This window comes from Neisseria subflava, from assembly GCF_024205745.1.
Classification (GTDB): domain Bacteria; phylum Pseudomonadota; class Gammaproteobacteria; order Burkholderiales; family Neisseriaceae; genus Neisseria; species Neisseria flavescens_B.
In genome coordinates this window covers 1,759,294-1,783,280 of the sequence record NZ_CP073117.1, presented here as the reverse complement: position 1 = coordinate 1,783,280, position 23,987 = coordinate 1,759,294, and the positions used below count along the sequence as shown (strand labels likewise).

The 23,987-nt window shown below is 45.9% G+C and carries 21 protein-coding genes; 11 read left to right on the top strand and 10 right to left on the bottom strand.

All coding sequences use genetic code 11. The features are described 5' to 3' along the window. Positions 1–97: 97 nt before the first annotated feature. Positions 98–790, bottom strand: a complete 693-nt coding sequence (locus tag KCG55_RS08500) for a VIT1/CCC1 transporter family protein (protein ID WP_254322750.1) — start codon at positions 788–790, stop codon at positions 98–100. 300 nt (positions 791–1,090) lie between these two features. Between KCG55_RS08500 and KCG55_RS08495 the strand changes: the two genes are divergently transcribed. The 4 genes from KCG55_RS08495 to KCG55_RS08480 all read left to right on the top strand — a co-directional run bounded on the left by KCG55_RS08495 (position 1,091) and on the right by KCG55_RS08480 (position 4,024). Continuing rightward, positions 1,091–1,237, top strand: a complete 147-nt coding sequence (locus KCG55_RS08495; protein ID WP_003685706.1) for a hypothetical protein — start codon at positions 1,091–1,093, stop codon at positions 1,235–1,237. A 191-nt stretch (positions 1,238–1,428) separates the two neighbouring features. Beyond that, entirely contained in the window at positions 1,429–1,629 is a 201-nt protein-coding gene (locus KCG55_RS08490) for a hypothetical protein (protein ID WP_003685538.1), read from the top strand. Between the two features lie 89 nt (positions 1,630–1,718). Then, positions 1,719–3,116 carry an aspartate ammonia-lyase gene (gene aspA / locus KCG55_RS08485; RefSeq protein ID WP_254322749.1) on the top strand — a complete coding sequence of 466 codons (1,398 nt, stop codon included), beginning with the start codon at positions 1,719–1,721 and terminating at the stop codon, positions 3,114–3,116. A 245-nt stretch (positions 3,117–3,361) separates the two neighbouring features. After that, a complete protein-coding gene (locus tag KCG55_RS08480; RefSeq protein ID WP_254322748.1) occupies positions 3,362–4,024 on the top strand; it encodes an NAD(P)H-dependent oxidoreductase in 663 nt (220 codons plus the stop codon). A 180-nt stretch (positions 4,025–4,204) separates the two neighbouring features. Here the strand turns inward: KCG55_RS08480 and KCG55_RS08475 are convergent, their stop codons facing one another. Beyond that, entirely contained in the window at positions 4,205–6,406 is a 2,202-nt protein-coding gene (locus tag KCG55_RS08475) for a FepA family TonB-dependent siderophore receptor (RefSeq protein WP_254322747.1), read from the bottom strand. 232 nt (positions 6,407–6,638) lie between these two features. Beyond that, positions 6,639–6,857, bottom strand: coding sequence for a YdcH family protein (locus KCG55_RS08470; protein ID WP_049328987.1), 219 nt, complete (start codon positions 6,855–6,857; stop codon positions 6,639–6,641). 221 nt (positions 6,858–7,078) lie between these two features. On the opposite strand from KCG55_RS08470, the gene KCG55_RS08465 reads away from it, so the two are divergent. Both KCG55_RS08465 and glyA read left to right on the top strand, forming a co-directional pair. Beyond that, positions 7,079–7,453 (top strand): hypothetical protein, encoded by a 375-nt coding sequence (locus tag KCG55_RS08465; protein ID WP_107768971.1) that lies wholly within the window; start codon positions 7,079–7,081, stop codon positions 7,451–7,453. 133 nt (positions 7,454–7,586) lie between these two features. Then, positions 7,587–8,837 (top strand): serine hydroxymethyltransferase, encoded by a 1,251-nt coding sequence (gene glyA, locus KCG55_RS08460; RefSeq protein ID WP_254322746.1) that lies wholly within the window; start codon positions 7,587–7,589, stop codon positions 8,835–8,837. Positions 8,838–8,908: 71 nt separating this feature from the next. Here glyA and KCG55_RS08455 read toward each other — a convergent pair whose 3' ends face one another. Together KCG55_RS08455 and yddG are read right to left on the bottom strand one after the other, a co-directional pair. Then, positions 8,909–10,219 (bottom strand): sulfate adenylyltransferase subunit 1, encoded by a 1,311-nt coding sequence (locus tag KCG55_RS08455; protein WP_254322745.1) that lies wholly within the window; start codon positions 10,217–10,219, stop codon positions 8,909–8,911. A 129-nt stretch (positions 10,220–10,348) separates the two neighbouring features. Continuing rightward, on the bottom strand, positions 10,349–11,263 hold the full coding sequence (yddG, locus tag KCG55_RS08450; protein WP_254322744.1) for an aromatic amino acid DMT transporter YddG: 915 nt from the start codon (positions 11,261–11,263) through the stop codon (positions 10,349–10,351). Positions 11,264–11,445: 182 nt separating this feature from the next. On the opposite strand from yddG, the gene KCG55_RS08445 reads away from it, so the two are divergent. The 4 genes from KCG55_RS08445 (at position 11,446) to KCG55_RS08430 (ending at position 15,083) form a co-directional block, all read left to right on the top strand. Then, positions 11,446–11,871, top strand: coding sequence for a MarR family winged helix-turn-helix transcriptional regulator (locus tag KCG55_RS08445; protein ID WP_070824398.1), 426 nt, complete (start codon positions 11,446–11,448; stop codon positions 11,869–11,871). A gap of 11 nt (positions 11,872–11,882) precedes the next feature. Beyond that, positions 11,883–12,752 (top strand): ABC transporter six-transmembrane domain-containing protein, encoded by an 870-nt coding sequence (locus tag KCG55_RS08440; RefSeq protein ID WP_254322743.1) that lies wholly within the window; start codon positions 11,883–11,885, stop codon positions 12,750–12,752. A gap of 27 nt (positions 12,753–12,779) precedes the next feature. Beyond that, entirely contained in the window at positions 12,780–13,103 is a 324-nt protein-coding gene (locus KCG55_RS08435) for a DMT family transporter (protein ID WP_063068706.1), read from the top strand. A 189-nt stretch (positions 13,104–13,292) separates the two neighbouring features. Further along, positions 13,293–15,083 (top strand): assimilatory sulfite reductase (NADPH) flavoprotein subunit, encoded by a 1,791-nt coding sequence (locus KCG55_RS08430; protein WP_254322742.1) that lies wholly within the window; start codon positions 13,293–13,295, stop codon positions 15,081–15,083. 253 nt (positions 15,084–15,336) lie between these two features. Here the strand turns inward: KCG55_RS08430 and KCG55_RS08425 are convergent, their stop codons facing one another. The 5 genes from KCG55_RS08425 to KCG55_RS08405 all read right to left on the bottom strand — a co-directional run bounded on the left by KCG55_RS08425 (position 15,337) and on the right by KCG55_RS08405 (position 23,543). After that, positions 15,337–15,999: a HEPN domain-containing protein gene (locus KCG55_RS08425; RefSeq protein WP_250590121.1), complete on the bottom strand. Its 663-nt coding sequence runs from the start codon at positions 15,997–15,999 to the stop codon at positions 15,337–15,339. Positions 16,000–16,160: 161 nt separating this feature from the next. Then, entirely contained in the window at positions 16,161–18,296 is a 2,136-nt protein-coding gene (locus tag KCG55_RS08420; protein ID WP_254322741.1) for a dynamin family protein, read from the bottom strand. Positions 18,297–18,348: 52 nt separating this feature from the next. After that, on the bottom strand, positions 18,349–20,610 hold the full coding sequence (locus KCG55_RS08415; protein WP_254322740.1) for a dynamin family protein: 2,262 nt from the start codon (positions 20,608–20,610) through the stop codon (positions 18,349–18,351). A 77-nt stretch (positions 20,611–20,687) separates the two neighbouring features. Further along, positions 20,688–22,367 carry a dynamin family protein gene (locus KCG55_RS08410; RefSeq protein WP_254322739.1) on the bottom strand — a complete coding sequence of 560 codons (1,680 nt, stop codon included), beginning with the start codon at positions 22,365–22,367 and terminating at the stop codon, positions 20,688–20,690. A 276-nt stretch (positions 22,368–22,643) separates the two neighbouring features. Continuing rightward, a complete protein-coding gene (locus KCG55_RS08405) occupies positions 22,644–23,543 on the bottom strand; it encodes a helix-turn-helix transcriptional regulator (RefSeq protein WP_254322738.1) in 900 nt (299 codons plus the stop codon). Between the two features lie 234 nt (positions 23,544–23,777). Between KCG55_RS08405 and KCG55_RS08400 the strand changes: the two genes are divergently transcribed. Next, positions 23,778–23,984, top strand: a complete 207-nt coding sequence (locus KCG55_RS08400; protein WP_254322737.1) for a hypothetical protein — start codon at positions 23,778–23,780, stop codon at positions 23,982–23,984. Positions 23,985–23,987: the final 3 nt, after the last annotated feature.

The following is a 23,987-nucleotide window of genomic DNA, read 5'->3' as shown; positions in this document are numbered from 1 at the left end:
CCATAGGCCGTCTGAAAAATTTTCAGACGGCCTTTAGCGATCAAATAGATTTTCAATTTTACTGGATACAGGTTTAAAAGAATATAAGGCCTTACATTCAGACAGCCACGCCTGCCAGTTTTCCAATAAACCCGGTTATCACCAATGCCGCAACGCCCCATAAACACACGCGCAAAACGGCAGGAACGACAGGCGCGCCGCCGAGTTTGGCGGAGACATAGCCCAGTCCGGCCAGTCCGCATAAAGTGGAAACTGCCAAGGCCGGAACAATGGCACTAGAAGCCGTCAATGCGACCAGTAAAGGCAAAATCGCGCCTGCACAAAATGAAGCGGCAGAAGCAAGAGCGGCCTGCATGGGTTGGGCGGCAGAGGTTTCGGTAATGCCGATTTCGTCGCGCGCGTGGGCGGCGAGTGCATCGTGTTCCATCAAGGCTTTGGCCACCTCTGCGGCGAGCGGGTCGGACAAACCGCGACGGCGGTAAATTTCAGTCAGCTCTTCCAACTCCGCATCAGGATTATTTGCCAATTCGTAGCGTTCTTTGTGCAAATCGGCTTTTTCCGTATCCGATTGGCTGGACACAGAAACATACTCCCCCGCCGCCATTGACACCGCGCCCCCGATAAGCGCAGAAACGCCCGTCAACAGCAGGGTTTGGAAATCTGGCGCGGCTGCGGCTACGCCCGTCAACAGCGAGGCAGTGGAAATCAGGCCGTCATTAGCACCCAATACGCTTGCCCGAAGCCAGCTGTTGCGGTCGCTGAAATGGCGTTCGCTGTGGTATGAATACATATATGCTCCGATAAATTGGCTGTTTCCAGATGATGGTAACATTGTATTGTTTTTTTTGAAATCAATGTCAGTGTATCCCTTCAAATCAAGCATTCTTAAATCTTTCTGCTGCCATTTCAAACCATAAAAACCAACACTCCTCTTTGGATTTTTTCAGACGGCCTTAACTCTTTTACAAGCAAATTTATTGTTCCAAGTCATGGCATTATCACAAGGCAGTTTTGTACTGCTTGGTTTATCCGTTTAAAGATGCTATCTTTATGAATCTTTCCACCCCTCAATTCATTGAAAGGATGTATCATGGCTGAAGAAAACAAAATCAAAGTGAACGATTTGCCTGAAGATAAAAAAGAGCAAACCGAAGAAACCGAGCTGCCCGTTATCAACAACGAAGAAAAACGCGGCGGTCACAGCGAAGGCGGTTGCTGCGGTGCATGCGGCGGCTAATCTTCCCGACAAAGCCTCCGAGGCCGTCTGAAAAGTCTTACTTTTCAGACGGCCTTTTCCTTTCTAAACACTTACAGGTAAATCAATGAAAGGATGCGGGAGAAGAATTTAAACCCAACCGCGTTTGTGCTACATTCACATCTTTACAAACCACAACAATCTGCACCCGCAGACACACAAGGAAGAAAAAAATGTTTTGGTATATCGTCGGCTTTTTCGCCATTATCGTTTCCCTACTCGCCCTCTGGGTCAATGCCAGCGCGTTCGGTATGCAGGAAGACGGCACGCCGCAATCCGAATACGAAAAAATGTTGGGCCTGGGCGCGAAGCTGAAAGACAAAGATACGGTTGCCAAGGAACGCGAAGCGGCACGCTTTCATCCTGACGATTAAGCCTTATTAACTGGACAATCTTGCCGAACTGGGCTAATGTTCCAAACGCATAATGCACACCAACACAACTATACAAGAAGGTAAGAGAAATGACTGTACGAATCGAACACGATTTATTGGGCGACCGCGAGATCCCTGCTGAAGTATATTGGGGCATCCATACTTTGCGCGCCATTGAAAACTTTAAAATTTCCACACAAAAAATTTCCGACGTACCGCAATTTGTCCGCAGCATGGTCATGGTTAAAAAAGCCACTGCGCAAGCCAACGGCGCATTGGGTGCCATCAAGCCGGAAATCGCGGCCGCCATCGAAAAAGCCTGCGATGAAGTATTGGTCAAAGGCCGCTGTCTCGACCAATTCCCGTCCGACGTTTATCAAGGCGGTGCCGGCACTTCGGTCAACATGAATACCAACGAAGTCATTGCCAACCTCGCATTGGAAGTCTTGGGACACGAAAAAGGCCACTACGACATCGTCAATCCGATGGACCATGTCAACGCCAGCCAATCCACCAACGACGCCTACCCTACCGGCTTCCGCCTCGCCGTGTATTACAGCATCGGCGAATTGCTCGACAAACTGGCTATCCTGAAAAACGCCTTTGCCGCCAAAGCCGAAGAATTTAAAGACGTTTTGAAAATGGGCCGCACCCAGCTTCAAGATGCCGTACCAATGACTGCCGGTCAAGAATTCCGATCTTTCCAAGTGTTGTTGGAAGAAGAAATCCTCAACCTCGACCGCACCCGCTCCCTGCTGCTTGAAGTCAACCTCGGCGCCACTGCCATCGGTACGGGCGTGAATACGCCTAAAGGCTATGCGGCTTTGGTCGTTGAGAAACTTTCCGAAGTCAGCGGCCTGCCTTGCAAACTGACTGAAAACCTGATCGAAGCGACCTCCGACTGCGGCGCATATGTGATGGTACACGGCGCATTGAAACGCACAGCCGTTAAACTATCCAAAATCTGTAACGACCTGCGCCTGCTCTCTTCCGGTCCGCGCGCCGGTTTGAAAGAAATCAACCTGCCTGAATTGCAGGCCGGTTCTTCCATCATGCCTGCCAAAGTCAATCCTGTGATTCCTGAGGTCGTCAACCAAGTCTGCTTCAAAGTCATCGGCAACGACACCACCATCACTTTCGCAGCCGAAGCAGGTCAGTTGCAGCTGAACGTTATGGAGCCGGTAATCGCCCAATGTATGTTTGAAACCATTTCCCTCTTGGGCAATGCCGCGGTCAACCTGTCCGACAAATGCGTCAAAGGCATTACGGTCAACCGCGAAATCTGCGAACACTACGTCTTCAATTCCATCGGTTTGGTCACTTATCTGAACCCATACATCGGCCACCGCAATGGCGACTTGGTCGGCAAAATCTGCGCCCAAACCGGCAAAGGCGTGCGCGAAGTCGTATTGGAGCGCGGTCTGTTGAGCGAAGAAGAACTCAACCGCATCCTCTCTCCTGAAAACCTGATGAATCCTCATCTGTAATCAGGATTTGAAATCAAAGGCCGTCTGAAACTTTAAACGTTTAAAGTTTCAGACGGCCTTTTCGTATTTATATTGATTTTTATCGAATTTTTTTGCGAAATTCAGAATTAAAAGATAGCCTGAGCGTCAGGTTTGATTTAACATGGTGTTGCCCCAGCCTGTTTCCTCATTAAGGTTATGCCGGTAATGATACCTCAAAAGGAACCGGATATTGGAATAACATCTTCATTTATTAGGAAAACCAGATGAATCAAATTACACGCGAACAAATGCTGCAAGTATTCGAAAATCGCTGCTCTACCCGTTATTACGATCCCAATAAAAAAATCAGCCAAGAAGATTTTGCAGCGATTTTAGAATTTGCCCGCCTCTCCCCAAGCTCTGTCGGCTCCGAGCCATGGAAATTCTTGGTGATTCAAAACAAAGCCCTGCGTGAGAAAATCAAGCCTTTCAGTTGGGGGATGCAATCCCAACTGGACGACTGCAGCCATCTGGTGATTATCCTTGCCAAGAAAAATGCCCGTTACGATACCCCGTTCTTCCGCAGTGTTGCCGAACGCAGGGGCCTGCAAGGAGAGCAGCTGGAAAAAGCGTTGGCAAGATACAAAAGCTTCCAAGAAACCGACATTAAAATTGCCGACGACCAACGCGCACTCTTTGACTGGAGCGGCAAGCAGACCTATATTGCTTTGGCCAATATGCTCACAGGTGCAGCGGCCATCGGCATCAATTCCTGCCCAATCGAAGGCTTCAACTACGACAAAATGAACGAAGTATTGGCAGCAGAAGGCCTGTTTGATGCCAACGAATGGGGCGTATCCGTAGCGGCAACATTCGGCTATCGCGCCAAAGAAATCACTAAAAAATCACGCAAACCGATTGAAGAAATGGTAACTTGGGTCGAATAAGCAGTTTGTATTCTCAGGGCGGCAAATACCGCCCTTTTACTTTTCTAAAAAAGTGAAGCAAATTCCGTAACAACAAATGCTTCTAAATTTAATATCAAAAAGGCCGTCTGAAACCATGTGTCCGAAATCTTAGATTTCATTTCACACCGTTTCAGACGGCCTGATTTAATACGTTTTTACTTAAAACGATACTTTCAAACTGCCGTAGAAGGCACGGCCATGCTCGTTGTACGTTTGTGCGCCGGCAGTTGTGCGGTACAGTTTTTTGTCAAACAGATTGCTGATACCGCCACGGACGGCCACGCGTTTGTTCCAGTTGTAGCCTGCGTTGATGCCCCAAATGCCGTAAGAGCCGACTTGGGTTTGGCTGTGTTCGGAAGACAACGCTGCCACGCCTGCACGAGGATTGCCGTCTCGTTCCAGTCTATTAATCGCTACGCCGCGCGGTTTGGTGCGACCATAGTGGGTAAAGGTCAGGTTGGCATCGAAGCGTTCGTTCGGCGTCCAAGACAATGTGCTGTTGATGGTGTGTTTTGGCACCAAAGACAATGGATTGCCTTGATAATCTTCGGATTTGTGCATGTAAGTGAAATTGTTGCTCCACTTGAGTGTGTCATGCAACGGAATCACCAAGTTGCCTTCGATACCCGAAATAGTCGCTTTCGGCGTATTTTCCCATTGCAGGAGCCAGTTGCCGATATTGCTGGTGGCAATAAGCTGGTCGCCAATTACGATTTTATTGCGGTACGCATTATGGAAATAAGTCGCGGAAGCCTGCCAGCCGTTTTTGTTGAACTCAAGACCAATCTCTTTATTGATACTGGTTTCAGGTTTCAAATTGTTGTTGCCCATGTAATAGCAACGCACGCTGTTCGGCGCATTGAGCGGACAGCCTTGACCGCGTGTGTACAGGATAAAGTCAGGATTGGTTTGATACAGGTTTGGCGCTTTGTACGCGCGGGCAACACCGCCTTTGACCAACCAGTTTTCGCCGATTTGATGCGAGAAGTTCAAAGCCGGACTCCAGTTGCTGCCGCTGTCGCTGTTGTGGTCGAAGCGGATGGCCGGAATCAGATGGGTTTTGTCGGTCAACGAAATATTGTCTTCAACGTAGGCCGCCCAGTTGCGTTGCGAAGCCTTGCCGCCGCGCGTTGCGGAGATACCGTTAAACGCATCGGTTTTACCTTGGTCTTTAAATCCCTGAGTATTGGAAGCAGGATCATCCAATTTGCTGTCGGTAAATTCCGCACCGACAGTCAATACGTTATCAACACCAAGTTTAAAAGGAATATTCGCTTCGCTGCTGAAACGCAGGTTTTTCAGACGGCTTTGAACAAAATCCAAGCCTGTATAGCTGCCTTCCGGACCACCGGCCAAACCTTCAGGCAAGTGGCTGTTGACCGTGCGCTCATAACTGATCACGTTTTTGGTATCGCCCCATTCCCATGCGCCATCATGCGTTAAGGAATAAGCAGAACGGTATAAACGGGCAGTTTCGGCTTTGCTGTCGGCCAAAGAATTAACCAAAGCAGAACGCGGATTGCTGTTTTGCGTATCGCCGTTGTAGATATTGCCCTGACGGCTGTAACTGCTGTCTAAAATCAGCGTTTGCGCTGGGCTGATTTTCCATTGCAGACGGCCTGCGATGTCTTTATTGCGTACGCCTTCGACACCGGCCGCGCTGTCATTGCCGTGTCCGGCATTAATATCGGCAGCATCTGCATCCGTTTTATTCAGGTTGCCGTAAATGCGGAAGCCCAAAGTATCTTGAATGATCGGACCGCTCAAATTAAAGCCGATACGGCGGGTTGCGCCCTCTTTGCTGTCTTGCGGCTGATTGGCGTAAAGATTGACTTGGCCTTTAAATTCTTTAGACACTTTTTTGGTGACAATATTGACCACGCCGCCCATCGCGCCGGAGCCGTAACGTGTTGCCGCCGGACCGCGCAAGACGGTAATGGATTCAATCTCTTCAACCGGCACCCAGTTGCTGTCACCACGCGTATTGCGTTCACCGCGCATACTGATACGCTCGGACTGGCGCGAATTAACCGGCTTGCCGTCAATCAAAATCAAAGTGTTTTCAGGACCCATACCGCGCAAGTCAATTTGGCGTTTGTTGCCACGCTGACCTGTTGCCGTATTACCGGTCAGGTTGACACCCGGCATAGTACGGACAAATTCGGAAATATCATTGGCTGCAGGGCGTTTGTCGATGTCGTCTTTAGAAATACGCGATACGCCGAGCGACTGTTGCAACTGCTTCTCGGCAGTAACGTAAACGGTATCGACTTCAGCCTGCTCAACGGCTTTCTCTTCAGCTGCGTGTGAGAATGCACTAATTAACGCCAAAGGCAAAATGGCGAGTGTGAATGTTTTCATTGCATTGTTTCTCTTGGTTTTGTTTGTTTAAAATTAAAATGAAAATTATTTTGGATTTTAAATAAACTTAACAGAATTTTCAATGCAATTAAGAGTGATTTACAATTAATAGTTAAATTACGCTAATAAAAAATAACAAAATACCAAACAACTAAAAAGGCCGTCTGAACCGGCATGAAACGAAATCCGAGATTCCTATCATACCGTTCAGACGGCCTTATTCAATTCTTAATTATTTGCCTGCTGCTTTTTGCAGAATAGCATACAATTCGTCTTTGAGTTTGAGTTTGGCTTTTTTCAGCTCTTCAATCTCTTCGGCACCGCTGGTAACAGGGTTGTTAACCAAACCGGTGATTTTATCGTCCAGCTCATTGTGCTCGTCAAACAAACGGGCAAAGTGTGCATCCTCTTGTTTCAGTTTAGAAATCAAATCGCGATATTCTGGAAACATTTTGTTTTCCTCTCTTGTTAATTAAATAAAAAAGTACTGCGGTCAAAAACTAGGACGAATCAATCTTTAGCTTCATTATAACAAACACGGGCGTTTTATCCAGTCTTTTTTAAGTCGAAACTGTTTTACATCAAAATTAATAATATCAACATAAGTTAGCGCCAAAATAGAAAAAAACGGCTTTATAGACGGCTTGCCGACTTGGGCATACAATCGGGCTTATGCGTTTACACAATGGCCGAACCACCCTATTCCGTCATATCAACGGCATGGACGGACAATTTATCCTGCTTGAAAACCATCCTTCATGGATGCCGGTCAATGATGCCGATTTCAACCATGCCGCGCCCCTGCCCGACGGTTTGGCTGTACACGAAGAATCGTTTTATCCATTTGAAAAAATAGATGCTGCCGAATCGGCAGACAATATCAAAATCTTCAGCGAAGAAGCCCTACGGCTGGAGAAAGAACGATTAAATGCGGTAGCCTTGGTAGAACTGGCAAAAAATCTTAAAGCCGCCCAAGCAGAAGCCGATTTAGCCGCGCTTCTGGAAAAAATGGATTTTCATTTAAAACAAGATGATATTTTCAAATAACCCCTTCAATCTCAGGCCGTCTGAAACCAAACACCAGACACAATTGTTGACAATGCAAGAAAAATAGTTCATCTTGAACCAATCCGCAGCACTCCATCTCATATTTTCAGCCCATCACAAAGGAATCGAGAACATGTTTTCAAAAAGCGTTACCCTCGCACAATATGACCCCGATTTGGCAGCAGCCATCGCCCAAGAAGACAAGCGCCAGCAAGACCACGTCGAGCTGATCGCCTCTGAAAACTACGTCAGCTGTGCCGTTATGGAAGCCCAAGGTTCGCAATTGACCAACAAATACGCTGAAGGCTATCCTGGCAAACGCTACTACGGCGGCTGTGAATACGTTGATATTGTTGAACAATTAGCGATTGACCGCGTAAAAGAACTGTTTGGCGCCGCTTATGCCAACGTTCAACCGCACTCCGGCTCCCAAGCCAACCAAGCCGTGTATGCTTCTGTTTTGAAACCGGGCGACACTATTTTGGGTATGTCTCTGGCACACGGCGGCCACTTGACCCACGGTGCAAGCGTTAATATCTCCGGCAAACTCTACAACGCCATTACTTATGGTTTGGATGAAAACGAAGTTCTCGATTATGCCGAAGTAGAACGCTTGGCTCTTGAACACAAACCCAAAATGATTGTGGCCGGCGCATCTGCCTACGCGTTGCAAATCGACTGGGCAAAATTCCGCGAAATCGCCGATAAAGTCGGCGCATACCTCTTTGTCGACATGGCGCACTATGCCGGTCTGATTGCCGGCGGCGAATATCCTAACCCCGTGCCATTCTGCGACTTTGTAACCACCACCACCCACAAAACCCTGCGCGGCCCTCGCGGCGGTGTGATTTTGTGCCGTGACAATACCCATGAAAAAGCGCTGAACTCTGCCATTTTCCCAAGCCTGCAAGGCGGCCCATTGATGCACGTTATCGCTGCCAAAGCCGTAGCGTTTAAAGAAGCGTTGCAGCCTGAGTTCAAACAATACGCAAAACAAGTGAAAATCAATGCTGCCGCCATGGCGGAGGAGTTGGTTAAACGCGGTTTGCGCATTGTATCCGGCCGTACCGAAAGCCACGTTTTCCTCGTTGACCTGCAACCGATGAAAATCACCGGTAAAGCCGCCGAAGCCGCTTTGGGCAAAGCACACATTACCGTCAACAAAAACGCTATTCCAAATGATCCGGAAAAACCATTCGTTACCTCCGGCATCCGCATCGGCTCTGCCGCCATGACCACACGCGGCTTTAACGAAGCCGACGCGCGCGTATTGGCAAACTTGGTTGCCGACGTATTGGCTAATCCTGAAGACGAAGCCAACCTCGCCAAAGTCCGCGAACAAGTGACTGCTTTGTGCAATAAATATCCGGTTTACGGCGCATAAGCATTTCCGACTTGGATAAAATATTAGGCCGTCTGAACAACAGACGGCCTTTTTTTATTTCAACTTTTCTTTTAAATTTCAAAACTGTTTGTTTCGCTGACTTTACGTATCATGCCTGCCGCGACAGTATGGTTGGTGGCTTCGTCAATCAAAATAAACGCGCCTTGTGCATGGTTGTCTTCGTATGCGGCAGCGGCGAGCGGCTGCTGGGTTTTGAAGCTGACGCTGCCGATGTCGTTGAGCTTGAGCGTTTCGGCGGATTCGACCCGGCTGAGGGTGTTCACGTCCCAAACATAGGCAATTTCGCTAATTTTTACGGGCGTGGTTTGGGTAGTGTGCTTCAGCAAATATTTACGGCGCAGATTGAGCGGAATATCGTCAAACCAGCAAAGCGCGGCTTGAAATTGTTGCTCGGGAACAATAACGCTGTCGGCTGAAACAATGCTGTTGCCGCGTGAAATATCGATGTCTGCATCCAAAACGACAGTCAACACCTCCCCTGCTTCGGCAGATTCGGTTTTGCCGTTTGCATTATAGATTTCGGCAACTTTGGCAACATGGCCGCTGGGCAAAACTTTAACTTCATCGCCCACTTTCAGACGGCCTGCTTCCAATCTGCCTTGATAACCGCGGAAGTCGTCGCTGCTACTGCCGTCTTGGCGCGCCACGCGTTGTACGGGAAAATGCGCGGCTTGGTCAGCGGCATTTTGACGGTTGACAGGCAGGCTTTCAAGCAAAGGCAAAAGCGGCAAACCTTGATACCACGGGGTTTGGCTGCTGGCATTGACGATATTGTCGCCTTTTAATGCGCTGATGGGCAGGAAGTGGATTTGTGCCTTGAGGCCGATTTGCTCCGCCAGTTTGCGGTAGGCCTCGGTAATGGTTTGATATTTGGCTTCGTCAAAGTCGAGCAGGTCGAGTTTGTTGACGGCGACGATGATGTTGGGGCAGCCCAAAAGTTTCAGAATCGCGCTGTGGCGTTTGGTTTGGGGCAGTAGGACAGGTTCGCTGCCTGAAAAATCAACGCGAGTGGCATCAACCAAAATAATGGCGGCATCGGCAGTCGATGCGCCGGTAACCATATTACGCGTGTATTGCTCATGTCCCGGCGTATCGGCAATGATGAATTTCCGTTTGGGTGTGGCGAAATAACGGTAGGCGACGTCAATGGTAATGCCTTGTTCGCGCTCGGCGGCAAGGCCGTCCGTCAGGCTGGCAAAGTCGGGCGTTTCACCGTTTTCGGCAGCGCGGTTGAGCTTGTCAATTTGATCGGTCAGCAAGGTTTTGCTGTCGTAGAGTAGGCGGCCGATGAGCGTGGATTTGCCGTCATCGACACTGCCGGCGGTGATGAAGCGTAAAAGCGGAGCGGAAGCTGCGGTCATGATTCTTTCCCATTTCTCGTGATTTCTCAAACTGACTGCTACTTTAAACAGGCCGTCTGAAAATGGGAAAGAATGTTTGGTTGTTAAAAAAGCTGTTTTCGTTATATCGCAAATCTATGGGATGTTGCCTCACGCCATCTGTTTTCCCCGGGTCGCCAACCAACACACAATCGATCCTAAGCACACCATTCCCGCCCCCTGCCAAAACGTCATGGACAACGGCGCGCTAATCACAAATGATGACACCACCGCAGACAACACTGGAATGAAATAAGATGCGCCTGCCAATACAGTCAGGTTGCCACGCGAAATACCGATATTCCATACTGCATAGCCCAAACCCATGCAAGCTGCGGCGGCAACGGCATAGCCGAGCGATACGGAATCAAAATTCAACGTATCCGCGCCGCTGAGAAAATACTCAATCCACAACAGTATCGACACCAGCGCAAAGAAAAAGCCGACGCTGCTGCCCTCCGCTTTTACACGTGCCGTCAGCGTGCAATATGCCGCCCAAAACACGGCATCTACAAATGCCATGATATAGCCGCCGGGATTGGTGCGGACATTGTGGTAAATACCAGAAACCGACAAGCCGACATCGCCGCCCAGTACAGTGGCAATCCCAAAAAACGACAGCACAAAGCCGATGACTATCCACCATTTTGACGGCTGTTTATTGAAATATACCGCTCCGACGATGGTAAACGTCGGCCACAAATAATTCACCATGCCGATTTCCACCGCCTGTCTTGCGTTTTGTGCAAAGCCGACCGACAGCGACAAACACAATTCGCAGCCGACAAAAAACACGCTTGCCCAAAACAAATAACTTCGGTTGTAATTGCGCAAATGCGGCCGGCCGAAAATCAGCCAAATCAATACGGTGGACAGGGTATACATCATTGCCGCGCCACCCACTGCCCCCATATGCAGGCTCAAAGAGCGTATCAGGGAAATGACGAAGCTCCACAAGGTAACGGCAAGCAACCCGATGGCAGTGGCTTGTTTGGATGAAATATTTTGAGATAAGAAATGAATCATGGCGTATGTGTTGAAGATGGTTTTATTAGGTTTATCGTAGTTTGAATATATCGGTTCTACATTAATTATTTTAACGGTTTCAAGGCCGTCTGGAAACGATTGTTTCAGACGGCCTTCTATTTGCAATTAGTCCTAAACATGACTATAATCCGCATCCAATTAGTCAATATCGAGACCAATTTATGAATCAACTTGACCAACTCGGTATGCGCATCAGCCGCATAGACAGCGCATTCGACCAATGGATTAAACAGCAAAACACCAACTACAACACTTTAGCCGTTCTCTACACTTTGGCTACCGAAGGCAGCCGCACTCAAAAATACATAGGCGAAGAATGGAGCCTGCCCAAGCAAACCGTTTCCGGCACATGCAAAACGCTGGCGGAACAAGGCTTGCTGACATTTCACGAAAGCGAACAAGACAAACGCGAACGCTTATTGTCGCTGACCGAGCAAGGCAAGGAATACGCCGCACCATTGGTGCAAAACATGCAGGAATTCAGCAAACAAATTTTTACCGCCTTCGGTGAAAAACGTGCAGCCCGACTGTTTGCCGATTTGGACGCGTTGGCCGAATTAATGGCGCAAACCCTCAATACTAAATAAGGAGGGCAACCATGTGGAAAATGTTGAAATACATCAGTCAAATACACCGCCGCAAACTCATCACAACCTTCTCTCTCGTCGGCTTGGATAATCTGCTCTTGCTGGTATATCCCGTGTTTGGCGGCTGGGCGATTAATGCCGTTATGGATGGCAACGTCTGGCAGGCAATGTTGTATGGTGTGGTGGTTTTATTAATGTGGATAATCGGAGCCGCCCGCCGAGCAGCCGATACGCGTACGTTTACCCAAATCTATACCGAAATCGCCGTCCCGGTCGTTTTGGAACAGCGCAAACGAGAAGTACCGCATTCCGCCATTACCGCACGCGTTGCCCTATCGCGTGAGTTTGTCAGTTTTTTTGAAGAACACCTGCCCATCGCTGCTACTTCGCTGGTCTCCATCTTCGGTGCATGTATGATGTTGCTGATATTGGAATTTTGGGTGGGCGTATTGGCTGTCGCGATACTTGCCCTGTTTTTATGGTTGCTGCCGCGTTTTGCCGCCATCAGCGAAAACCTATATTTCCGTTTAAACAACCGGCTTGAACGCGACAACCACCTTATCCGCGACGGCAACGAGCGTCAGCTCTACCGCCACTATGGCTGGGTTGCCAAACTACGCGTGCTGATTTCCAACCGCGAAGCCTTAGGCTATCTCAGTATCGGCATAGCGATGAGCGTATTGTTCGGCTTCGCCTTTATACACATGACGCTTAAAGGCTATGGCAGCGCCGGCCATATCTATTCCGTCAGCACTTATTTATGGATGTTTGCAATGAGCTTGGACGATGTACCGCGCTTGGTCGAACAATACTCCAATCTAAAAGATATCGGACAACGCGTTGAACTCTCAGAAGAAAACAATCTTTCCAAGGCCGTCTGAAACCTTAACACACTATCAGGACATATTATGAGTTGGTTTTATTTAATCTTAGCCGGTATGTTGGAAATCGGCTGGCCATTGGGCTTAAAGCTGGCACAACAGGAAGGCTACCGCTGGCATGGCTTTGCCGCCGCGCTTGCCTGCATTGCCGGTAGCGGATACTTCCTTTACCTTGCCCAAAAAAGTATTCCAATGGGTACGGCCTACGCCGTCTGGACAGGCATAGGCGCGGCAGGAGCGTTTTTAGTGGGCGTTGTATTTTTCAACGATGCCGCCAACTTCGGCCGCTGGCTCGGCGCATTTCTCATCATCTCCGGCGTCGTAGTGATGAAACTCTCCAGCGGAAACTGAAAATCTCGTTTCATCCAATCCAAGGCCGTCTGAACAAGCATGCTCAGACAGCCTAATACTTTCCCGAATATAACGAAATCATCTTAAATTAAAACCAAGCATTCTTTCCTTTTTTCAGACGGCCTGTTTAAAGTGGCGACTGTCCATTATTCAAACAATCGGTTATAGCCGTCCAACAAAGGAATCCAAATGAGCCAAGCCAATCCGCTTCCACCCGAACTCTCCGCCCAACTCTCCACCCTATCCCCCACCCAACTTGCCTGGCTCTCCGGCTATTGCTGGGCGCAAAGCCAAGGCATATCCGGTGCAGCAGCCGAACCGTCTGCCCTGCAAACAGCCGCTCCGACAGTCAGCCGCCGCGTATTAGTTCTCTCTGCTTCCCAAACCGGCAATGCCCGCAGCGTTGCCGAATCCTTACACGCCAAACTTCAAGCCGCCGGCGTCGAAGCCCGCCTCAGCAGCGCAGGCGATTTCAAAAGCAAGACCCTGCCCGACGAAGACATCGTGCTTTTAGTTACCTCCACCCAAGGCGAAGGCGAACCGCCCGAAGAAGCCCTGCCCCTGTACAAATTCATCTACGGCAAAAAGAAACCCGATCTCAGCAAACTGACCTTTGCCGTCTTGGGCCTTGGCGACTCCTCCTATCCCAACTTCTGCCAAGCAGGCAAAGACTTTGATGCCAAATTTGCCGAACTGGGTGCAGGCCGTCTGAACGACTTGGGCATTTGCGACTTAGAATTTCAAGCCGATGCCGACGCATGGATTGCCGCCGTCGTACCCAAAGTAGCCGAATTAACCGCCCAAGCAACCAATCCAAGTACAACCGCTGCACCAAACGACTCAGCAGCACCAAGCAGCAACACTCTATACACCAAAGAAAAACCCTACACAGCTACCCTATCCGTGCGCAAAAAAATTACCTCGCGCGATGCGGAAAAAGACGTCGAACACATCGAAATCGACCTCAGCGGCTCAGGTTTGCATTATCAGGCAGGCGATGCGCTCGGCGTATGGCCGCTTAATGCCGCCGACCTCGTTCAAGAAATCCTCGACCTCAACCAACTGACCGGCAGCGAAACCGTCCAACTTTCAGACGGCCACGAAACCGATATCCGCACCGCCCTGACCGAATCCGCAGACATTACCCAAAACACACCCGCCTTCATCCAACAATACGCCGAATTAACAAACAACGAAGAACTCAAAGCCATAGCTGCAGATAAAGCCCAACTGGACGCCTACCTTGCCGCCACACCGCCCGTAGGCGTATTCGCGGCCTATCCGCACCCACTGGACGCACAAACCCTATACAACCTCTTCCGCCCACAAACCCCACGTCTCTATTCCATCGCCTCCGCACAAGACGAAGTCGGCGAAGAAGTCCACCTCACCATCGGCGTCGTCCGTTTCGACCACCACGACCACACCTACACCGGCGCAGCATCCGGCTACTTGGGCGAACGCCTCGAAGAAGGCAGCGAAGTCCGCGTCTTTGTCGAGCCCAACCCCAACTTCCGCCTGCCCCAAAACGGCGATACCCCCATCATCATGATCGGCGCAGGCACAGGCGTCGCCCCCTTCCGCTCCTTTATGCAGCAACGTGCCGCCAATGGCGACAGCGGCAAAAACTGGCTCTTCTTCGGCAACCAACGCCTGGCCGACGACTTCCTCTACCAACTCGAATGGAGTGAATGGCGTAAAGACGGCCTCCTCACCCGCGCCGACCTCGCATGGAGCCGCCAAGGCGAACATAAAGTCTATGTCCAACACAAAATCGCCGAATGCGCCGCCGAAGTTTGGAACTGGCTGCAACAAGGCGCACACATCTACGTCTGCGGCGACGCCGCACGCATGGCGCGCGATGTCGAAAACGCCCTGATCGAAGTCATCGAAACCCAAGGCAAACTCAGCCGCGACGAAGCCGAAGACTATCTCAACGAACTGCGTGAAGACAAACGCTACCAACGTGACATTTATTGATTGGATAAACAAAAATAAAGAGGCCGTCTGAAAGCTGAATTTCAGACGGCCTTTTGATCCTTATCATTTTCCCGAAAACATCTTAAATAAACCTGACAACATATTACCTTGTTTTAGCTCCAAATCTTGACTTCCGCATTTGCCACATTGTCCAGGCTTGGGCAACAACATATCCGATCCCTTAGATGCCTCACGCTGCCAACCGCAAGACAGACAAGTCCAATAAACATCTTGGCCGGGTTTAACTGTCATATCAATCTTCCTTTACAAACGGATAAAACGGCTTGCCCCAATCTTTATCGGCATTTTTTTGAATAATCGACAGCATTACCGGCAGGACACTGCCCAAAATCTTACAGGCATCCTTTAATTGTTCGCGATTGGCGCTACTATTATAAGTCGCACCGCCATGCACCATCTGATTACGCAAAGTGTAAAGCCTGTCAAACAACACAAACAAGACCGTTGCCGTATCCTGCGCGGCCAAAGCCGCATTTACTTTACGCCGCTCTTTTTCAAAGCATTCCAAATAAGCGGCTTCAGAAATATAGCCGTTATGGAAATCCCAAAATTCCTGAAACACATAGCGATTGCCCAATAAAGATCGAATCGCACCCGAAAACTCCTTCCACACCAAAGCATAAATCTGCTTATCCTTATCCAGAGCACAGACCTTATTTAAAAAAGTCTGAAATTTGTTTCGATCCGCAGGCATGGTTCGTCCGTCCAGCTCATAAGCATAAGCCGCATTAAACGCAATCCACATAGACTGGAAGGCAAAATCCCAATCCTGTACCGACCATCTTTCCTCCGCCTTTTCCAGCCAGCTCAAAGAGCGGTGGATACGCAAGCGGAAGTGTTCCGAGTAAGTATTTTTATGGTCTTGATAATATGTCTTGATTCCAGATAAATTCATTGCCATTCCTTTTTAACGTATCGATAAATTCACTTCATATGCACGGAATATCCTGCAATGGAATGAAGCAAATCATAATACACCCTTCATAATATTTTCTTAAAAATGATATATTGCACTTACTGAGGCCGTCTGAATGTTCAGACGGCCCAAGCCATCAACTAAACAAATGAATAATAATCTTCATTTTCTTTCCGGATAACTCCTTCATTAATTAATCTCTCCAATGTCAAAACAGGAAAATCACCATTGTAATTTTTTGTCCAATCCTCAAAATCAAAATAGTGCTGTGATTCTATCAAAACCTTTATTGCCTCAAGTTGTTCATCCGACAGATTAATATTATTGTGCCGTTGCAAAAACTGATTAAAAATTTCTTTATCCGGTAAAACAAATCGGTATGTTTTAATTGGATTACTTACTATTGATAACATATCAAATATACCTCTAAAACCAGATTCATTTTTCTTGCTTCCATCATCAATACAACGGATTATTCCTGCTTCACAAAGTGCATTCAAAGCATCATCACAGCTGTAATTTTGATGAAAATCTGTAAAGTAATTATTATAAACATCCTTCCATTCATCAAATGTAAAGGTTTCTTTATTATCAAACAAAAGCATATTTACAGTTAATTCTATTTTAGAATTACTACCTATTAGCCTATTTCCCCAATACCCCCAAAATCTAGCACTTAATTCTGTTGAATATGTTTCCTTCTCATTTGAAGGCTGGTCATTTGAAGGCTGCTCATCCATCAATTCATCGGGCATTTGCTCTTCTTGGGTTAACCGAACGAATTTTTCATCCAGCTCGATTTCGTCCTGCGTCCAATTCTTACGTTTAACCTTACTTGGCTGACCAAATACCTGCTCAATTGCCGCCACAATCTTCATTGTGACTGTTTCCAATTGTTTCAGATGTTCTTCTTTTTGCTTGATGGTAAAGATAGAATTCATTTTGCTGAGTTTTTCATACAAATCCGAACTCAGGTCATCAAAGCCGTTTTCTAACAAATCCAACTTGAAGCCGCTTAAAGTCGCATTGATTTGCTTGTTTTCTTTGATGGTACGCAAAATAGCACGTTGATATTTTTCATCTACGGCAAACAATCTTTGCATAAGCAAGGTTTGCTTTTCAGACGGCTGATCCAGGCTGGCAAGAAAGGTATGCAGCGACTGTTTGTGATACGAATACTCTTCTTTAGTAATAGAACTATATGCAGAAATACCGGCAATTTCGATATCGTAATCGTCCAAAGTATCGGCAATTTCTGCCATAATTTCTTCAAGCTGGTCATATGGGCGCAAATCTGCTTTATTTAGAACGATATAGAGCGGTTTTTGGCTATATTGTCCTGCATGATCTAAAAAATCCAAATCGCTTTTTGAAATCGTACCGTTGGAATCCAAACCAATCAGCCACAACAAAGCCTCGGAATTTTGGACAAACTCTTGCGCCGTTTTTACATCTTCCGCGGTATGTCCGTCTGCCACATCAGACGGGTTGTATCCCGGCGTATCGATAAAGCACAAATGCTCAAACTTCATCGGTGTAGTCATAAACACAAAAGGCATGATGGTTTTAAGGTTGAAACCAAATGACCGGATAAAATTATGCGACAATTTTTGTTGAAAATCAGGATCAATCTTCAGCAAATCAATCACACCACCGTTCTGACTGCAACCGATCACGCCGTTTTCCTGACCGTTTAAAGCATAAGTCGGAATGGCAGTAGTCGGTTCGATGCCGATAGGCAGTCGGATATTGTGATCCTCAAACAAACTGCTGATAAATTCGGATTTACCGGCGCTGAAACCTCCGGCAATGGCAATCGAGCGTTTTTTGTAAAATTCCGGGTAAGCGCCAATGACTTTTAATTCATCACCAATTGCCTGCAATTCTAAAAATGCCGCCGCTTCATCTTTCAAGGAATCTTCCTGATTGGCAAATTCTAAAAACTCTCCTCCCAAAAGCTGAAAATACTGTCGTACACCGGGATTCAGATTATTGGCCGATAGAAGGTCTGCAATCAAAGTCTGACGCAATTCGCTTTCTGACAAGTTCCTTTGTAATTGCTCTAATTTTTTTTGCGCTTGCTCAAGCTGTTTTTTCAATTCAGGCAGCTCTTGCTCTGCCTGATTCAATTGTTCTCGCATGACGTCTATGCTCTTAAGTTGCTGTTTGATTTGTTCAAGAATTTCCAAGGCTTGTTGTTTCTTACCAAACATCAAGCCCAAAGGAATGCTCGGACTGATCCATTCTTTCAATTTATCTACTGAATGATGAGACATAATTATTCCTTGCAGGCCGTCTGAATTTTTCAGACGGCCTGATTGATTTTGATTAAGCGGCAGACTGCATTAAGCCTGCCAATTCTTTCTGAATACCTCGATAATTAAATAAGCTCGCTTCTTTATTTTCAATTTCACTCAGCAGTTGTTTCAGATTATTTTCCAGATCTGCGGTCAACTCTTTCGCCAAGTCAATTTTTTTAAGGTTGCTTACCAAAGTTGTCATATAGGCAGAAATATCTTTATTAACCACGTCTTTAAGATTGGAAATATAATCTTCTGCATCATCAATAAATGATTCTGCCTCATAACCTGTTAACTTACCTGTCTTTTTCAGGCTTTTAGGTATATCGTCTTCTAATTTAAATGAAGCCTCAGGAATACGCACCAAAACATTTTTGACCGCACGGGCAATAATATTGACATCCAACTCTCCGTCACCCATTGCCTCCCTCAACGCGCTGACAACTTGGCTGTAGATTTTCTTTTTCCAAGCCTGTAAATAGCTTTCGGACAAATGGCCCAATTCATCTTCCAAATTAGAACGGATTTCTTCAATTGCACGACGAATCGGTTTGGCTTTTACAGTAGTGTAGGAATGAGAACGTGTTTTAGTGACAGTTTTTCCACCATCAAACCAATCAAGAGGAGTACCGAACAGCCCACCACGCTTTTCTTTAACTTGATACTCTTCATATTCGGTTTCCGAACCCTGAGCATCATCAGAAACACTGTCAAAACGGCGCATTTCACTTTTCAATTTGTCTTTTAATTGTTTGCTCAAATTCAGTTTGATATCCGAAATCAAATCATCATACACGCCGCCCACATTTGCATCGATTGTGGCTTGCTGATTTTTGAGTTCGGCTTCTTGCTTGCGCAATTCGTCCACATCGGCATGCTGAATCTGATAAATCTGCTCATTGATACGGTCGGCCCATGCTTTTAAATAGCATTGTAATGCGGTACGTTTACCATTTTCAAAATCAATGCGCCGTTGCGCTAAAATTTGTTCTTTATTGGCAGTTACTTCACTCACTATTTGATGTATCTGATGAATATTGGCCAATTGGTTTAATGCATTTTTAGCCAATTCTTCATGACTGAAAACATCAGGGAATTTTTGATTCAAATTGCGCCATACATGTTGCAAATTGGCATCCCAAGTATGTTGCTCATCAAAACGCTGCTGCATTGAAAACGCCACGCTTGAAGAGCAAATTACGTTGTTTTTGCTCAACTTGTCCGCAGCCACTTTCATTGACGGATATTCTTGGACTTGTTTGGCCAAAACATTACGCGCATGCTTGGTCAAATTGTCAGAAATACGTTCCAAAACATGAATAGGATCGCTCAAGCCTTGACTTTCACTGCCAAACAATTGGTTATCCACCTGGCTGGCGATAAGATAAGCTTGCTGCGTCCCCTCTTTGGTCGTTACCTGATGCATCAAATCGGTATCCTCACTGCTGAGGAATTGTCCAGAAGGAGAAACAATCAATACGACATCGCAGTGTTGCAACAATTGGTTGGTGCGTTCGCCACGAGATGTCACAGGGTCATTAATTCCCGGGGTATCAATGATTTGCAGGCCCTGCAAACCTTTTTCCGGAATATGCAATGTAACGGACTTGGTAAACGGCATGAATGCACCGCTTGACCCAACAAATTGGTTCAATGCGCCATTCATCAGCTCTTCCACACTACCCGCTGAAATCGTACGGTATTGCTCCAAATCACTTAATGATTTGCCTGATTCTTTAATACGGCAATATTGATCATATGAAGCAAAAGACGGATCGTCCTTCATCTCCCGCTCGGCTTGAGATTTGGCTTTATTGCGGCATTCTTGCTGCTCTTCAGCCGATAAAGAATTAACACCCTTTTTTCTCTTAATTCTCTCAGCATTTTCCAGCTCTTTTTCTTTAACTTTGCTATCTAACGCTTTTTGGAATAAATCATATTTGACTTTAATTTCATCAATGTCTTGTTGGGTAAAAAAGTCCACTTCTGCGCTGACATTTTCACTGTATTCCATAATGGTCAGCGCGGCAGTCATCGGTGTGGCTGCTTTGGGCAAAATGTCGTTACCATTGAACAGTAAGGCATTGAGCATGGAGCTTTTCCCTGCCTTCACACGCCCGATAATGCCGATACGCAACACACGGCCTTGTTCTGCAAAGCTATCTAAAACTCTCTGCCACTCTTCACTTTTCTGAATTGCATGCTCCTGCTTCAATGCCAAGGCATCATGACTGAAATTATTTTTATTTACGAATTCTTCAATTTGGTTGTTTAACTGGATGATATCCATGAATAGATCCTTAATATTTTTGTGAATATCTATTTTTTCAGACGGCCTTCGATATCATTGAGGCCGTCTGAAAATGATTAGGCAAACAAATAACGGTTTGCCGCTGTAGTCAGCTGTTGCTTGCCGCTTTCCAACTCATTAATCGTGCTTTCCAACTCGGCGGCTTTTGCTGCTTTTTCTGCCTCTGCTGCTTCAATCTCATTGCGTTTTTGTTGCAGCTGCTCCTCAAACTGTTCGCTGACTTGATTAATCAGGGCTGTAATATTCTGATTCATTAAATCAGGCAGTACGCTATTAAGCTGCTGTTGAATTTGTGGAATGACATTATTGATAATTGCCTGTTCTACTTGTTCACGCTGTCTGCGCTCCTTCTCTCCTTTTGTAAATAAAGAAATAATTTCAGGCAGGAAGAGCAATACGGCACCTACAATACCAAATACACTACCAAGCAATGCTTTCAATGTTGTCGAAGTCACATTAACCATAATTGCTTTAGATATTGATTTTAATGCTGTATTAGCTACTTTTCCGAAAGCGTCTGCCCCGCTATTGGCCAATACATCCATTGCAATGCCAGCCAAACCGCCATCCGGCAAAGTAGCTAATTGTGCATTGATACCATTGCCCATTTCTTCTATCAAATCTTGGCTAATGGCTCGGAAGCGGGTCTGAACGGCGGAAAGCAGTGCATTTTTTGTAATGTCGTTCAGCTCGCGCTCAAATGCACCTTGGTTATTGATTGCCAAATCAACCAGTCGCATTTTTTGCTGCAAAATTGCAGATGTGACAGCCTGATTGATGACAGATACGCTATCTCGTGAATAACGTTGTTCGACATCATTGATTGCAGATTGTTTTTTGGCCTCAATACCTTGCAGGCTGTTTTGCAGGGCAGATAAAGTTTCTTCGATTTCTTTTCTATCTGATTTAAATGTAGAAATTTTGACGTTGATGCTTTGTATTAATCCTGTATAGTTTTCACGCAATTCATCAATAAACAAAAGTTTGAACAATTCATCAGGATTGACTGCAGTCAAAATATTTTTAAGGTTATTGCCACCATCCATATCTAAAAGGGCAATTTGTCCCGTATAGTCAAAATCATCTTCCAGTTGCTCGGCAATTTTTTGTTGTACTGCTTTAACATCATCAGGTGCGCGCAAATTGGTTTTGCTGATACAGAATGCAAAGCCTTTTCCAATTTGTTGGAGATTGTCAATTTCACGCTTCATGCTCAATGTAATGTTTCCGTCTTCGATGCTGGTTAGGAATACAAAGAAAACGCCACGCTCCAAGTAATTCAAAATAGCTTGGTTATGGTTTTCAATCGGCGCATCAAATCCTGGCATATCAACCAATACCAAAGGTTGAATGGCTTTTAAATTTTCATTATTTAAATAAACACGCAGATTTTTGAAGTTTTGTGCATTGTCTTTTAAACGTGCAAAATCAGCCAATTGATGACGCTCAACCGCACCCGAAGCCGTTACTGCTTCAATATAGTTGCTATCGCTATAACGCAATTCTGTTGCTAATGCAGTTTCCGGAGTTACAGCTGTCGGCAAAATCTCATTGCCTAAAAAAGAATTGAGCAATGTACTTTTTCCTGCACTAAATCCACCAACCACTGGCACAATCAGCTCTGCACCCATAATATTTCCTTGAATTTCCGATAATTTGTTATCTGAAATTTCCAAAGGGGAAATGATGTTCTTAACTTCGCCGATATAATCTAAAAATTGCTTTTTGCTGTTCATAAAATAAATTTCTCCTGAATCAAAATTAAATGGAAATGACTACTTTCTGCTATTTGTGCCGATTAGGCCTTACTGAACGAACTCATTAGCAGACAAAAACCCATTAGACTAAAAATAAAACAAGAAATAAGTTCCAAGTTCCCCCTGTACGTTACGTTCCAATCAAGCCAAGATGTACTATGCATATAGATTAGCCTTATAATTGCCCTAATTCCGCCTCTTTGCATAAACGCACCAGGCAACATGATGAATCCAAGTATGATTTGCCACATGTTATTAGCCCTCCGCATGGTTATTGATATAGTTTTTTAATTTGCCAATTATCTTTTCCTGCAACTCTTGCGGACTGACAATTCTTGAATGCGGTATCCAATATTGGACGATGGGAATAACTTCAATTTCGTTAACATTTTTGCAGGCAATCAACAGGCCGCCGTTATCGAGGCGGCGAATAATCTCCTGATTGGGTAACAGCTTGCGCCGCAAAAAATAATGCGCAGCCTGTGGGCTGATTTGAATAATGATTTCACTGACTTGATTACCGTATGAGATGCTGTCGGTATTTTGAATTTTTTCTACAAATCCTACATCTGCAACATATGTCTTTGATGTCGTTTGCAACTGGGATGTTTGAGTAAAGCAATAGGTCTTTTCTCGACCATTTTCGAGTCCGATAAGATACCAAATACCGCTTTTATTAATGAGCCGGTAAGGATCTAAAGTACGATGGCTTTTGCTGCCATCGGCTTTGGTGTAATTAAAGCTAATGGTTTGCTTTGCTTCTATAGAATGTGTTACCAAATCAAAATCTGATTGGCGATGACGAATATTTTCGTATTGATGGCCTTTGATGATAATGCTTTGACGCAGACTTTCTTGAAAAAAGCGGCGGTCCGCTTCAGGGAAAAGGTCTTGTAAGCCTGCAAAATGACAAATACGGCGGATTTCGTCTTTATTCAGACGGCCATACTGGTTTTGATCCAGACGGTAATAACGTGTACCTGTAGTTTGCAATAAAGGGGCAAGACGATTGAGATCACGTTGGGCTGTACGCAATGAAATGCCATAGCGTTCGGGCAAACTTTGAATATCAATCGTTTCCCCTTGATTTAGACGTGTCAGAATATCTGCCAAACGGATGCCTAGTGCTTCCTGTGCTTTAGTACGCCGGCTCATAGTAGATAAATTTTCGTTTTCGTATGTAATGGCGGAATTTTATGTTGCAGTCACGACAGGTACTGTCGCTCTTTTTTTTGCTTTGCGTATTTTTATAATTCATTAATAAACTTTGGCAATTCTACCTTATTATTCGATATAGTAATTATTTAATTTACATTAAATTTACACTTTCTGTTTTAATGATGCAGTTATATCCCTTTTTTTAATTTGCTGTTTCATTGAGCAAATGCGATGGCCCAAGGCCGTCTGAAAGCTGAATTTCAGACGGCCTTTTTAAAGAGCCAGCTCGGATTGTTATCAATTCACCCGGTTTTGCATTATAATTGTGCAAATTTGACTCACTCGAAAGAAAATAAATTGGAAGAATTACAACAACTTGTAGATTTATTGGTGGGTTTTGTCGATTGGGTATTGAAATTACTGGCATTCTTGTTTTAAACT